The organism is Ruegeria sp. HKCCA4812 (assembly GCF_013034245.1).
Lineage (GTDB): Bacteria > Pseudomonadota > Alphaproteobacteria > Rhodobacterales > Rhodobacteraceae > Ruegeria.
Genome location: NZ_WQFQ01000019.1, coordinates 1 through 13,471, shown reverse-complemented (window position 1 = coordinate 13,471; position 13,471 = coordinate 1). Strand labels below are relative to the sequence as shown.

Below are 13,471 nucleotides of genomic sequence, written 5' to 3'. Positions count from 1 at the left end.
CTCCGTTCAGCGCATCACTTTCTGCGTCAGCAACACGTTGTTTTTCAACAGAATCAGCCCAAACCGGACATCCATCGTCGGGCTTTGCAAACTCCCAAATGAGGTAAAAACCTGCCTCTTAACACTTGGTGCCCAATATCTGGTTCCTGCTTCTCGCGATGCTGCCAAAATTAAGTCAGCGCTGAATCAAAGCTCTTCTTCGACGAGAGAAAACAATTCGATTGGACGCGCAAGTCCACGAACTTCTTGAAACCCACAAGGGGAAAACAGATCAGGGGAGACTTCGGCAATCGCAGATGTTGCCAGCACTCTCCGGCCAATAGATTTAGTCAGCCCCTCAATTCGACTCGCAACGTTCACTGCACCTCCGAGAACCGTGAAATCAAGTCGACCAGGGCTGCCGATGTTGCCATAGCTGACTTGTCCAACATTGATCCCGATCCCAACGTCCAAAGACGGCTTTTTCGCTTCAGCGCGGCGACGGTTGAGGACCGTCAAACCGGCCAATACACTTTGTGCGGCTTGCGCAGCCTTTCGGCATCGGTCGGCGTGATCAGCCTGAGTTGCGATGGTGAAGATCGAGAGAATTCCATCACCCATGAACTTGAGAACATCGCCACCGTTATCTTCCACAGACTGAACAACCAGATCAAAGTAGCCGCTCAGCGCGTCAAACACATCGGCCTCGGGTGCGGCTTCTGAAAGCGCCGTGAACCCTCGTAAATCAGAAAACATGACCACCGCATCAAGGGTCGTTCGTTCGCCTCGCTTGATCCGCCCGCTCCATACGGCGTCGGAGGGCCCATCGCCAAGATATGTTCGCAATAGACCCTTGGCTGACTTGCGCATCGTGACAGGTTCCAAAGCGGAAGACAAAGCAGGCAGCGCTGCCTCAATCAATTCCAGATGTTGCGGTGAAAAGCCGTCTGGTTCCTGCGTGACAAATGTGCAGCCGTGCAGAGATCCGTCGCCATAATACATCAGAGTTGCATAGTAATCTGTGCCACCGAGCTCAGCGAACTCTAGATACGATAAATGCTCAGTCTTTGGATCCAGTTGTCGCAGGCTTTTGTGAAGCGGCTTTCTGTGCTCCAGAATGTACTCAAACGAGCTACCAACATACCCTTCCGTCAACATCGTTTCATGAGTTACGTCGTAGCTGTCGGTCCCATCAGGTGTCCAAACGACCCCCCATGCAATGAGTAGCGGATTGGCGAAGCGCTGACCGATATTGACCCGCCAGAGCGGTACACCTTCCTCAATTAAGGACGAGCAGAAATGCGAAACTACTTTAACAGGGTCGCCTGAGCGGCGTCCTTCGGTAATCATCCAGTCGGTTAGTTGTGCTACGGAGGCCATGTTCTCAAACTAGCTGCTTAGACAAGATGATAAAGAACCTTGTCTTTGCTTTGTTTGCCTTAATCCAAGCAGTTTCTCAACGACCTTAACCGCATACGGCAGAGCGAAGCGCTAGGGTGCAACGACCGAAAGACCGTTGCTTCAGTCTTCAATTATCTGACGACTTTTTCTCATCGTAGTCCCTAAGAAGGGCATGTGTGAATTGTACAAACAGCGTGATGAAGACCCCGACGCCTACGAAAATATACAACACGGTAAAGAGTTTTCCTGTGTCGGTTACGGGCGTTAGGTCACTGAGGCCAACCGTAGAAATAGTAGTTGCACTGAAGTACAGCGCGTCCACCCAAGACCACCCCTCGACGCTGACATAAAACAAAGTTCCGGAAAGCAACAAGAGTATTGCAAGGGTAAGCGCTCCGCGGAATCTAGGGCTACTCCACGAGCGGACAATCGCTTTTAAGAGCCTGTAGAAATTCAAAAAAAATGAAAACATTCCGCCGTCCAATCCATAGTTCTGTTTGGCAAATCGTTGAGGTGCCATTGCAATCCGTCAAGGGAACTCTGCTACATCGGAGCCGAGATTCGTATTAATCGGTTTTCGGCAGAACTAAAAAGACAACCGGTCAAATGGGTACAGTACGCTCAATTTGCTCTGATGGTAAAATTCCATATATGCTTTTGTACAGGCTCCCAAATCGTCCCAAATCGGTGAATCCGTGAGCGAGCGCCACTTGCTTCACCATGGGTTTTTGCTGAGACGCCTGAACAAGTTCATCATGGACATTGGCCAGTCTTTGAAGAGCAAAAAATCGTGCTGGTGTTTCACCCGTTACGTCGCGAAATGCTGAGATCAATGTTGGCGCGCTTACCGCGGTTACTCGACACAGATCTGCCACTGATGGCCTTTTTGACAAGGCGGAAGAATAGTACTCTCGTGCTTTTGAGACCAAACCCACTTTTTGAGACCAAGTCGCTTTGCGTGCATTCCCACTATTCAGAGATAAGGCAAAGAAGATCGCAAGCGTCCTTGCAAGACGCGCCTCCAAATCACTCTGGGTATATTGACCATCGGCTTGGTTCATTATGCAGCTAAGTGTTCGCACCAAAGCTGCGTGAAAATCAGAAGACAGTTTCACGATAACCGTTGGTCCGCGAAAATCCGATGTATTTCTGCCGGAAAAAAGTTGAACCTCTTTGAGAAATCGTTGCAAGGGCACACGACCACATAACGAAGTTCGATTGCGCGCGACTACCTCGGTTTCCGATGCAGTGAAATTGAAGAAAACGGAGTTTTCTTTCAAAGGAACGCCACTTACCGTCCATAACTCTGAAGCGCAGATTGGTACAGTGAAATTAGCGAAGCTTTCACTTTGTGCGGTTCTCACCAATGCATTGGGCTTGAAGCGGATACTAGACAAACGGGAAAGCCCTAAACGAGCTGTGAAAATTGCGCCTTCGTCAGCCCCCTTTCCCAACTGTATCACATCGCCATCGAAAACCTCTCCTGTCATTGCTTCACGTACGGTTGCCGCAAAAAGCTCCGGTTTGCCTTCGCCAAGTTCCTTAAAAAAGTTCATATCGATTTTCCTCGGAGAGTTGGCTACCTTCGTTAAAATTAAACAATCGAATGCTTTGATATTCCTAGGGTGAAAGATATGCGCAAAAATCAATTGTCAACGCTCTGCTTGGTAATCTCAAGCATGCTGGCAACGCTGGCGAGCGCTCAAGAGGATTCTACAAGAACTCTCATAACGAATGTTCATGTTTTTGACGGGGTAAACGAAGCACGCATCGAGAATGCTAACGTTTTGATCGAAGATAATCTCATAACCGCTGTTTCTTCCGACCCAATCGAAGCCGAGAACGCGGTGGTGATTGACGGTGGCGGTCGCACGATGATCCCAGGATTGATCGATGTCCATTGGCACACGACGTATGCCTACACCCCTGCATCCGTTCTAATGTTGAATCAAGGCGACATGTCGGAAGTGGCCATTCGCAGTATGAAGGGGGCTGAAGAGACTTTAATGCGTGGATTTACCACCGTTAGAGACCCTGGCGGAAATCCGTTTACGATCAAGAAACTGATTGACGCTGGTGAATACCCCGGTCACCGCATTTTGCCCTCCGGACCATTCATGAGCCAAACGTCAGGCCATGCCGACTTTCACACGCTGCTTGAAAACCCAAGAAACTCCAACTCTGAACTGAGTTATTGGGAAAAAAATATGATGGCGATGATTTCTGATGGCGTACCGGAAGTCAGAAAGAGAACCAGAGAAATCCTCAAGTTTGGTGCTACTCAGGTCAAAATCACGACTGGTGGTGGTGTCTCTTCCCAATACGATCCGCTGGATGTGAGCGAGTATTCGGTCGACGAAATTCGTGCGGTAGTCGAAGAGGCAACGAACTTTAACACCTATGTTTTGGCGCATGTGATGACAGACAGAGGTATCCGTACCTCAATAGAAAACGGCGTGATGAGCATTGAGCACGGCTTCTTCGCATCAAGAGAAACACTGGAATTGATGAAGGAAAAAGGCGCTTGGCTCAGTCCTCAGGCGATGTTTGAGGCCGATATGGTTTGGGATAGCCCAGTTAGTGCCAAAAAGTGGAAACAGGTGACTGATGCTGTAGACGCGCTGTACCCAATGGCCGTCGAAATTGGCGTGAATCTCGCCTTTGGCACCGATCAACTCATGGATCCATCAAAGGCGTATCAACAGAGCGAATATCTTGTGAGGTTGGGAACTTGGATGACGCCTTATCAAGCGCTCAAGATAGCGACCTCTGAAAATGCCCGCCTAATGGAAATGAGTGGCCCTCGTCATCCCTACCAAGACGGTCCACTCGGAGTTATCAGAGATGGCGCATACGCTGATCTGATCCTCGTGGACGGCAACCCGCTTGAAAACTTGGAGCTTGTAGGGGACCCACAAGAAAACTTCGACCTGATTATGAAGGACGGAGTCATCTATAAAAACGAGCTTTGAACTGTGTTTCGCTTAGAGCCCAAGTGTCCATAAATGTCTTAAGCTGGCAGGTGATGACGCATTGACCAACATCCAAGTGGCCATACGGTTGAAAAGGATAAGTCATGAAGATTTGGAGAATAGTCTGTGTTGCCTCTTTGATTTCAACGTCGTTGTCCGCAGAAATCGCTGAGTTAGACTGGAACCAATTGATTGATGAAGAATCTCAGGAATACGTAGATCCTTTCAAAGAACTGACACCTGACCAGCTTAGTGGTCTTGTTGAAGTCGTCCGACTAAAGCTCAGACTGGATAGTGGAGCCCATTCCGAAGATGTCCGCAAAAGTCTTGAAGCGAAAATTCTGGAAAATGAGACGCCGCTGCAAAAGGCTGGGATCGACGTTGATTGGTTGATTGAACAACGATGGGTCGTTGCAGAGCGACGAAAGAAAGCCGCCACGGCTGGTAATCCAGAAATTGACGGAAAAGTCGTAAAGCTGGCGGGCTATGCGATACCCGCACCACCGGATCCTGATGGTACAAACGTCGCTTACTTGGTTCCGGAGAGAGGTATGTGCAGCCATACGCCTCCACCGAACCCAAACCAGCTTATTCGTGTTCGATTGCCGGAAGGTTGGTATCCAGAACGCTTTCACGAGCCAGTTCGCCTTACAGGGATAGTTTCTATTTCGCCGTCAGAGAGGACGATGAATTTCGTGGATGGGTTCGTTCCAATGAGAGCAACGTATTCATTTGAAGCTCAGTATGTAGAGGCTGGCGATGATCTCCCAGCTTATGGTTGGAAGTTCACTGACGCGGATGAGGTCAACGATCCAAGCGCCATTGGAAAATTAGGTTCCGGGGCTGCAAAATTTGACGCGTCAAAATTGGCAAGTTTTCGAGCCAAAGCTGCGCGTGAAGCAAATTCGAATTAAAAACCGCCTGTCTTAAGCATATGAAAGCCAGTGTGTTACGTGCCCAGACTGTGGATAAAACAGAATGTCATGCAGTAATACTTAAATGAAATTGCTTAATACGATTATCAATCTGGCGCCCACCAAGCATTGAAGTGCTGCTTGAAGTGGAGACTGTGACTTTGCAAAGTCAGCTTTCTGCGCATTGCTGTCATTGGGGCATCGAGCAGCATCGGTCAAAGTGGGCTCGGTACGGCCATTCGCCGCTTTTCGCATCGGTGGCCGCTCGCAGCCCAAACCGGACATTCGCAACTAAACTATGCAAATCCCCATAAGCGGGACAAAGCCACCATTTGATCAATGACCGCTTTCCAGAAGTGCGCTTCGTTCGCGGGCTTAGCGTATTTGTTGGATCGTTTGAAAGCTGCGGGGGCCGTATCAGCCCATATCCGAAACGCCCGTGAGAAGCCTGTTGAGTCGGTATGGCCGAGTCTTTACGCTTTTCGCGGCGTTGAAGTCCCACGGAAAAACGCCGGATATCCGAAGCGAGCCAACGCCTGCAGTAAGTTGGGACTTGCGTCGTCGCTTATGAATCTTGGAGCGGTAATCTTTAGCTTAACGATCAGTCAGAGTTGCATATCTGATTGCGTTTCTTGAATTCATTCGGAGTCATCCCGGTCCATCGCTTGAAACTCCTGTGAAAACTGGGTTGGTCCAGAAGCCCAACACTTTCACCAATTTCTTTTATCGAAAGTTGGCTGTTTACAAGCAATGTCTTCGCTCGCTTCGCCCGACATTTTTCCAGTTCTGCTTTGAAGCTTGTACCATTGGCTCGGAAGGTGCGTTTCAAACGGTCGGGGCTTTGCGAATACAACTCGGCAAACCAGTTCAGGGTGGCAGGTTGCTTGTCGAGATGCAGTTCAAGCAAATCGCGGGTTTGCTGAAGAAAGTCGTCGGCGCCTGTGACGTTCTCCGGGAGATTCTGGCTTTGCCCACCCCCGGACCGAAGCAGCAACCAGTTCGCTGGAAACTCGATGCGAGCGCCCAAGCGATTGGTCTGGCGTACCGAAATCTCCTTTTTCTGCCAATCAGGTATGCAATCAGGTTTGCAAACCCAGAAATGTAGCTTTTTGGAATCCCAGTCGGGACCGCAGACGGATCGAACTAGTCGAACCATAAATCCCAGATAATAGCCGTCGACTTGGCCAGGTGGAGAAGATGGCTTGAATGTGCGTTTTGCATCTAACCTGGCGACATGACCGTCGGTCTCGAGATTGTAGGTCGCCATGGACGAAATCCTGCCCACGTCCACAACTAGCGATATCAAAAGGTCACCGAGCGACGCGCTTTGAGTTTCAAGGATCGACAGGTTGGGCAATGTCTTGAGAGCCGCATTCGCACCGACGTCAAACCCCAAATGCGGGTTACTCAATGCCTTCGCGAAATTATCGATCAGATCGTACCAATGCTGCCCTGCCATGAACGCTTCGCCGCGCTGCACGTCCTTCAGACTGAGGCCGGATGGCTCAAGAAATTTGTCAACTTCAAGGCCATGGCTGAGGGCAAGGGACACAAAAGGTTGCGCCATCGAGCATTCAACAGTTGGGAGTTTCATTTGTCGACCCGAACACTCACAGTTTAATTTTTCCATTCGCATTTTCGAGCATTTTTTTATGCATTTCAACCACAATGCTAATGACAGTCTGAGCGCCACACGCAAAGATACAATCGTGCAGAGCAGTGCATTGCCACGAAGGAACTCCAAAATGTTCAAAAGTTTAACGGTCGCCACTTTTCTTTCAGCGGTCGCAACATATTCATTTGCTCAAGAGGAAAGCTTTCCGATCCTCTTCACCAACGTGCATGTCTTTGACGGCGTGAACGAAGAGCGGATCGAAAATGCCAATGTTCTGGTGGTTGACAACCTGATTGCCGAAGTTTCGACCGAGCCTCTGGCTGTAGCGAATGTCCAGATCATCGACGGCGGTGGGCGCACGTTGATGCCGGGTATGCATGACCAGCACGTGCATCTTACAGTATTCAATCCGCTCAGCGACGGGTTACGCCAGAATATCACGCCCTTTCATCTTGGCGGCGTCGCCACGATCCGGTCCCAGCGCATTCTCATGAACGGGTTCACAACCGTGCGCGACCTTGGAGGACCGGCCAAATCCATCGCCCGCATAATTGACACCGGAATGTTTCCGGGCCCACGTATCTATTCCTCGGAAGCGTTTATCACCCAGACATCCGGCCATGCTGATTTCCGCAAACTAAACGACCGGCATCCCACATTGTCGGGTCAGGGGCCGTCGCATTGGGTCGAAACGGACATGAGCTTTATCGCCGACGGACCTGAGCAAATCCGAATGGCTGTGCGTGAAAACCTGCGTCGCGGGGCCACCCAGATCAAGATCATGGTCAGCGGCGGGGTTACGTCAGAGTTCGATCCGCTGCACTCACTTCAGTATCAGGCTGACGAGATTCAGATGGCGGTCAAAACGGCCGCGCAGTGGGGCACCTATGTCACCTGCCATGTGTTCACCGAACAGGCGATACGCAACTGCATCGACAATGGTGCCAAGACGATTGAACACATCCCGTTCCTAACCAAGGAGGCTGCCGAGATCATGGTCGAAAAGCAGATCATGTTCGCGACGGCGGTGGCCCCGGTCTACTCGGTGACCACCGAACAAGCGGAAGCCTTTTACACGCCAGCGTCCTTCGTGAAATGGAAAAGTGTGCGGGATGCTGCGGCCAATATGATCGAAGTGATCCAGACGACGCCGGGCATGATTCATCTCTACACACTGGGCACAGACCTTGTGAACAACTGGGATCAGACGCTTGAGCAAGACAAGAAGATGAACGACGAAATCGGGTATCTGCACGAAGCGGGTTTCAGCGCATATGACATTCTGCGCATCGCAACGTCGAACGGCGCCCGCATGAACCAACTGACCGGCTTGAACAACCCGTATCAAGACGGCCCCCTCGGCGTGGTCGAGGAAGGTGCCTATGCCGATCTTCTGCTGGTCGATGGCAACCCGCTGGAGGACATCCTGCTGCTGGCCGAGCCGGACGCCAATCTGAAAATCATCATGAAAAACGGCGTGATTTACAAGAATACACTCGATTGAGTGTCGCGCGGGGTGAATTAACCTCGGCACCCCGCGCACCCCGATAGCGGAAGGGAAAGGAAGCCTATGAAATACCTCGGCAAATCTACAATGATGGCGAGCGCACTGGCTCTCACAACAAGCGCGGCTTTTGCACAAGAGGCCACAGGTGACATCCCCCCTGTTACACTCTTCAAGAATGTGATGGTTTTTGATGGAGTGAATGACGGCCTCAAGGACGTCGACGTGCTCGTGGTAGGCAACAAGATTCACAAGATTGACGCTGACATTCCTGAGGGCGGGAAGTGGGAAGTCGATGTGCGCACCGGGGGATCCAAGCGGTTGCCTGATCCAGTCGGCGGCATCGACGGCTACTCCTTCACCGTTCAAACGGAACGCGGCATCGAGACCAAAGAAGTGGATGTGACCGTCATTGACGGAGACGGTCGTACGCTCATGCCTGGGCTTATCGACAGCCATGTGCATGTGAACATGTACAAGAACGGGACTATCCCGGGGCTTCAGGACACCACATGGGAAGAGATTGGCGCACGTGCTGCCGCATTCGCGCAGGAAATGTTGGCGATGGGCTTTACAACGGTTCGCGATATGTGCGGCGCTCATGGTGGGCTGAGAGCGGTTATTGATGAAGGATCACTTCCCGGCCCAAGAATTTATTCCTCCGGCGCATGCCTTAGCCAAACGGGCGGACACGGCGACTGGGGTATCGCTGGTCAGCGCAAGAACGAGAGCAATCTTGAGCGACTGGAGATCACCAGATTGGTGGACGGGCCCGCCGAGGTGCTTCAGGGTGCGAGGAGGAATTTTGCTTTAGGGGCAAACTATCTCAAGATCATGGTCAGCGGTGGCGTGACATCGATCAAGGACCCGATATATCAGTCTGCTTTCACAAACGAAGAGATTTCTGCCGCAGTAGAGGTTGCAGGCGATATGGACTCATACGTCGCTATGCACGTATTTATGGACAGCGACCTGTCCCGTGCGCTCGATCTTGGTGTCAAAGTGGTAGACCACGGCCTGACCATTACCGAACCGACGATGCAGAAGCTGGTCGAAAAAGAGGCGTTCTTTTCGCCCAACCTGACTGCGCTTGCGCCCGAAGCTCTGGAACACCCGATGCATCAGGACCCGACTTTCCCGCCGACGGCGAAGTTTCTGTGGTTGCGGGAAAACAGCAAGCAGCTGATGGATCTTGTAAAAAAATACAAGCCGAAGATGGTGTTCGATTCCGATTACGTGCTTCTCACGGGTGTCCCTTATCGCCAGTCAATGGATTTTACGAAGGCGTTTGTCGCGCGTGAGTTTGGCAACCTCTGGGCATTGCAGATGATGACCTCAAATGGTGGCGAACTGGCGGCGCTGACCGGGCGAGGAAACCCTTACCCTGAAGGCAAGCTTGGTGTGATCGAAGAAGGCGCCTACGCCGACATTCTGATCGTAGACGGGAACCCACTTGAAGACATCTCGGCCATCGGCGCGGTGGACACATGGTTTGATGCGCCGCCACGCGGGCAGGATGTCCCAAGCATTCGAATGATCATGAAAGACGGCGTGATCTACAAGAACACGCTGGAGTGATAAGCAGAGGTTTTTTGTACTCTGCCTATGCCTGCGCCGGATCGCGCCTTTTTTGGCGCGAGCATCCAAACAGTAGCCTGTTTCGTCTCGCCGCAGGCTCAGCATTGAAAGGACGCACAATGAAACATCTTATGCTGGGCGCTCTTCTGGCGGGATACGCCACATTGGTCAATGCAGAAGACAGCCAAAACATGCGCACATTTCTCTTCATCGGCACGTCCAACAGTGCCGCGTGGGAAATGCAGATCGCAAATCCAGGTGATCGCGCAGCTAGCGTCAAAGGTGGAATTGAGGCGCTTGGCGGGGAGCTTCTCAGTTACTACTGGGGCCTCGGAAACGGGAAAAACTACATCACCGTTTCGCTACCTGACGATCCTACGTTCATTCAGGCGTTTTACGTCAGCCGTCTTGGGGATGGGCTGCTCGATGACTACCAGATGATCGAACTGATGAGCAGCGCGGACATGGCCGAAGCGTTGTCCCGCGTACCTGAGATCAAAGCGCAGGATGATCTGAAGTAACGGGTCGTGAAAAAGGAGATGAAAGCATGAAAAAGGTTACCAAACTTGCTCTTGCAGCGGTGGTTTTGAGCGGTCCGGTTTTTGCACAAGCACCGCCAAGCGAAGAGGAAATCGCCGCGCGTATCGAGAAACTTGTGGAAATGGCTGATCCCCGCGGGGATGAGGCGAGGCAGGGCGATTTGGCATATCGGGAGCGGTATGTCGACGCCCTAATGATCGATGCGCTTGCGGTCGGCTCGCCCGGGTTCGAGAGTATCGACTTCCTGCTCAAGGATTGGGAGAGCCTTGCCAATCATTACGAGGAGTATGGATACGCTGCGTTCAGCACAACGATATCCAACGGCTCCGAAGGTGCTCTCGCCGTTCTCGAACGGATTGATGTCATGAAGGCGTGGATTGACGAAAACTCTGACCGTTTCACGCTGGCGACGACAGTTCAGGATTTGATTGATGCCAAGGAGGCAGGCGTTGTTGCTGTGATGCTGAACTCGCAAAGCATGGATATGCTCGACGAGGATATCGCGAACGTTCAGCGCTATTGGGATCTCGGAATCCGCCAGATGAATTTTTCGTACAATCAAACCGGCCCCTATTCTGCTGGTATGGTCGACAATGACCCCTTGGCGAGTGACATGGGCGTTACCGAGCTGGGCGCAGCTGTGGTCGCCGAGATGAACCGTGTTGGCATGATCGTCGATTGCTCACACTCTTCATGGGAAACTTGCATAGAAGCAGCAGAGCTTACCACCAAGCCGATGATGATTTCGCATAGCAACTCGTACGCGTTGTACGAGAACCTTCGAAATGTATCGGATGAAGCAATCCGAGCCGTCGCTGCTACCGGTGGCGTTGTATGCGTGAATTTCCTTGGTGGCTTTCTGAATGGGCAAGTTCAGGCTACGCCGGAGGCCATTGCCAAGCATATCAACTACATCGGTCAACTTGTCGGAAAACAGGCAACCTGCTTCGGCGTCGATTATGTCGAGAACTATGCCGTCGCACTTGGTCCAATTATTGGGAATCCCGAAAAGTACCCGCCGGAACAGGGATATGGTCTGCCAACTCAGATGGCCCCGCCCGCCGACGCATGGGCGGTTTCCCGAGTTCTGGAGGAACAGCACGGTTGGAGCGAGAGCGAAATCCGCGGATTGATGGGTGGCAATCTGATGCGCCTTTATGAAGCGAATTGGGGAGAGTAGGTCGCTTTGAAAATATGCCGCGCACGGGCCGGTTGATTCGTGAATGACCCGCTGCCGCCCTAAACGAAGGACGAGTATGACCAAGAAGCACATCAAAATAGTTGCTTTCTTATTTGCCGGTGCCATCGCTTCGGGCGCGTCAGCCCAAGAAAACAGCACGGTACGGCAGTTGGAGGCGGCTGCCACCGCATCGCTTGGGGGGCCAGCGTCGGCTCAGGCGCAATTAGAGCAGGACAGGCTCCGGCGTCTTGAGGATTCCAGATTGCCGGGGCTGGATCGGTTTTTCGATCCCCTCGAACAGTCGCGCGAGGCTTTTGCCAAACGCACTGGGTTGAATTTGTCCTTCGACTACCAAGCGCTCTACCAGAAGTCTTCAGACAGCCTGAGTGGCACCGACGAGGCCGCTTCGGGGCAGGCGCGGATCATTGGCAACTGGGAATTGCTGAATCGTGGGACCGACAATGCAGGCAGTTTCGTCTTTATCCTCGAAAACCGTCATCGTTTGGGCACGGATATCGCGCCGGGCAGTCTCGCGGGCGAAATTGGGTATCTCGGTGTCACGGCAACGACATTCAGCGACACGGACTCTACACTGTCGGTCGCGTATTGGTCGCAGGCCCTGTCCGGGATCAACGGAGGCTTCGTGGCCGGTCGCATTGACCCCGGCGACTATTCCGATATCCTTGGCTACGTGAACCCGCGCACGACTTTTTCGAATTTTTCAATTCTGTTCAGTCCAGTCCTTCCCATTCCCGATCCTGGCTTTGGCGTTGCTGGCGGAGGTTACTTTACAGATCAGATCTATGCGCTTGGCTTGGTCAGCGATGCCAATGGATCATTGACGGATGTAGACTGGTTTCCCGGCGGTTCGGAGTTTTTCACCTACGGTGAGATCGGCTGGACGCCTGCCAGAGACCAGCGATACCTCACCAATGTTCATCTCGGTGTATTCCATGTGGATGACAGAGATGACGCTGGTGTGCCCAGCAGTCACGGAGCGATGCTGTCAGGCAATGTGACCCTTGACGAAAGCATTATGCTGTTCGGTCGCCTTGGCTGGTCCGACGGCGATGCCCCGATTGCCAGACGTGCGGTCAACGCCGGGGTCATGTGGCGCCCCGGGTTTTATGACGACTTGATCGGGTTTGGCGTGACGGTCGCCGACCCATCCGATCAAAACCTTGACACGCAAACCACCGTCGAAGCGTTTTATCGCTTAGATATTTCCGACAACCTCGCGCTTACGGCAGATGTCCAGTATCTGAACAATCCCGGCTTCACCGATGATGATCCTCTGGTGTTCGGGCTGAGGTTGAGATTCAACTTATAAGACAGAAAAAACACGAAACCTCATCCTCATACTTGGTATTCTGTAGGCCAGCTTCCGCTGATTAACCCGCCCGTCAAGTCAATGCAGAGTTGCAGGCTAATTATGATTGGAAGGCTTCTCTGACAAAGTTGAAAACTCCGTTTTCGAGAAGCTTGTCACAGTTTTAGCAACACAGGTTCGCGTTGAAAGCCGAATGTAGCGTAACTCCCTTTCGAAACCCGGTGCTCAAAACCACAACCGTAGCCCGAGTTCAGTGAGAGAGAGGGCAAAGCAGACGTTCGCAACCTATCCTCCAGCGGCAAGTTTGGGCTCTATCCTGACGGATCAGTCGCTGAGGCTGAATAGCGGCTTTGTCCGCAAAGTGGCCGTTCATGCCAAGTGAAGCGAACGACTGCTCTGAGCCGATTCTGTTGAAAAACAACGTGTTGCTGACGCAGAAAGTGATGCGCTGAACGGAG

12 protein-coding genes are annotated in these 13,471 nt (G+C 52.1%); 7 read left to right on the top strand and 5 right to left on the bottom strand.

The genetic code is table 11. The annotated features are described in order from the left end of the window. Positions 1 to 186: 186 nt before the first annotated feature. The 3 genes from GOW04_RS21635 to GOW04_RS21625 form a co-directional block, all read right to left on the bottom strand. The gene (locus GOW04_RS21635) at positions 187 to 1,329 is read right to left on the bottom strand and encodes an adenylate/guanylate cyclase domain-containing protein (protein WP_253282648.1); all 1,143 of its coding nucleotides are present in this window, start codon (positions 1,327 to 1,329) and stop codon (positions 187 to 189) included. Between the two features lie 178 nt (positions 1,330 to 1,507). Then, positions 1,508 to 1,852, bottom strand: coding sequence for a potassium channel family protein (locus GOW04_RS21630; RefSeq protein ID WP_170332502.1), 345 nt, complete (start codon positions 1,850 to 1,852; stop codon positions 1,508 to 1,510). A gap of 130 nt (positions 1,853 to 1,982) precedes the next feature. After that, positions 1,983 to 2,936 (bottom strand): helix-turn-helix domain-containing protein, encoded by a 954-nt coding sequence (locus tag GOW04_RS21625; protein WP_170380016.1) that lies wholly within the window; start codon positions 2,934 to 2,936, stop codon positions 1,983 to 1,985. A 123-nt stretch (positions 2,937 to 3,059) separates the two neighbouring features. Here GOW04_RS21625 and GOW04_RS21620 point away from each other — a divergent pair, with 123 nt between their 5' ends. Beyond that, positions 3,060 to 4,352 (top strand): amidohydrolase family protein, encoded by a 1,293-nt coding sequence (locus tag GOW04_RS21620; protein WP_253282649.1) that lies wholly within the window; start codon positions 3,060 to 3,062, stop codon positions 4,350 to 4,352. A gap of 104 nt (positions 4,353 to 4,456) precedes the next feature. Then, complete coding sequence (locus GOW04_RS21615; protein WP_170380014.1) at positions 4,457 to 5,266, top strand: DUF3299 domain-containing protein; 810 nt, start codon at positions 4,457 to 4,459, stop codon at positions 5,264 to 5,266. A gap of 601 nt (positions 5,267 to 5,867) precedes the next feature. Here GOW04_RS21615 and GOW04_RS21610 read toward each other — a convergent pair. After that, positions 5,868 to 6,860, bottom strand: coding sequence for an AraC family transcriptional regulator (locus GOW04_RS21610; protein WP_170700185.1), 993 nt, complete (start codon positions 6,858 to 6,860; stop codon positions 5,868 to 5,870). Between the two features lie 151 nt (positions 6,861 to 7,011). Here GOW04_RS21610 and GOW04_RS21605 point away from each other — a divergent pair, with 151 nt between their 5' ends. The 5 genes from GOW04_RS21605 to GOW04_RS21585 all read left to right on the top strand — a co-directional run bounded on the left by GOW04_RS21605 (position 7,012) and on the right by GOW04_RS21585 (position 13,013). After that, entirely contained in the window at positions 7,012 to 8,385 is a 1,374-nt protein-coding gene (locus tag GOW04_RS21605) for an amidohydrolase family protein (protein ID WP_171233978.1), read from the top strand. A 90-nt stretch (positions 8,386 to 8,475) separates the two neighbouring features. Then, positions 8,476 to 9,963, top strand: a complete 1,488-nt coding sequence (locus GOW04_RS21600) for an amidohydrolase family protein (RefSeq protein WP_217356979.1) — start codon at positions 8,476 to 8,478, stop codon at positions 9,961 to 9,963. Between the two features lie 119 nt (positions 9,964 to 10,082). Further along, on the top strand, positions 10,083 to 10,484 hold the full coding sequence (locus GOW04_RS21595) for a hypothetical protein (RefSeq protein WP_170568148.1): 402 nt from the start codon (positions 10,083 to 10,085) through the stop codon (positions 10,482 to 10,484). Positions 10,485 to 10,510: 26 nt separating this feature from the next. After that, positions 10,511 to 11,683: a dipeptidase gene (locus tag GOW04_RS21590; RefSeq protein WP_170568149.1), complete on the top strand. Its 1,173-nt coding sequence runs from the start codon at positions 10,511 to 10,513 to the stop codon at positions 11,681 to 11,683. A gap of 76 nt (positions 11,684 to 11,759) precedes the next feature. Further along, on the top strand, positions 11,760 to 13,013 hold the full coding sequence (locus GOW04_RS21585) for a carbohydrate porin (protein ID WP_170568150.1): 1,254 nt from the start codon (positions 11,760 to 11,762) through the stop codon (positions 13,011 to 13,013). 250 nt (positions 13,014 to 13,263) lie between these two features. Here the strand turns inward: GOW04_RS21585 and GOW04_RS21830 are convergent. After that, positions 13,264 to 13,471 (bottom strand): hypothetical protein (locus tag GOW04_RS21830; RefSeq protein WP_217356976.1); only part of this gene is annotated, 208 nt, incomplete at its 5' end.

Coding starts and splice junctions, on each gene's coding strand:
- GOW04_RS21635 (WP_253282648.1), bottom strand. CDS start 1,329: ATGATTACCGAAGGACGCCGCTCAGGCGACCCTGTTAAAGTAGTTTCG.
- GOW04_RS21630 (WP_170332502.1), bottom strand. CDS start 1,852: ATGTTTTCATTTTTTTTGAATTTCTACAGGCTCTTAAAAGCGATTGTC.
- GOW04_RS21625 (WP_170380016.1), bottom strand. CDS start 2,936: ATGAACTTTTTTAAGGAACTTGGCGAAGGCAAACCGGAGCTTTTTGCG.
- GOW04_RS21620 (WP_253282649.1), top strand. CDS start 3,060: ATGCTGGCAACGCTGGCGAGCGCTCAAGAGGATTCTACAAGAACTCTC.
- GOW04_RS21615 (WP_170380014.1), top strand. CDS start 4,457: ATGAAGATTTGGAGAATAGTCTGTGTTGCCTCTTTGATTTCAACGTCG.
- GOW04_RS21610 (WP_170700185.1), bottom strand. CDS start 6,860: ATGAAACTCCCAACTGTTGAATGCTCGATGGCGCAACCTTTTGTGTCC.
- GOW04_RS21605 (WP_171233978.1), top strand. CDS start 7,012: ATGTTCAAAAGTTTAACGGTCGCCACTTTTCTTTCAGCGGTCGCAACA.
- GOW04_RS21600 (WP_217356979.1), top strand. CDS start 8,476: ATGATGGCGAGCGCACTGGCTCTCACAACAAGCGCGGCTTTTGCACAA.
- GOW04_RS21595 (WP_170568148.1), top strand. CDS start 10,083: ATGAAACATCTTATGCTGGGCGCTCTTCTGGCGGGATACGCCACATTG.
- GOW04_RS21590 (WP_170568149.1), top strand. CDS start 10,511: ATGAAAAAGGTTACCAAACTTGCTCTTGCAGCGGTGGTTTTGAGCGGT.
- GOW04_RS21585 (WP_170568150.1), top strand. CDS start 11,760: ATGACCAAGAAGCACATCAAAATAGTTGCTTTCTTATTTGCCGGTGCC.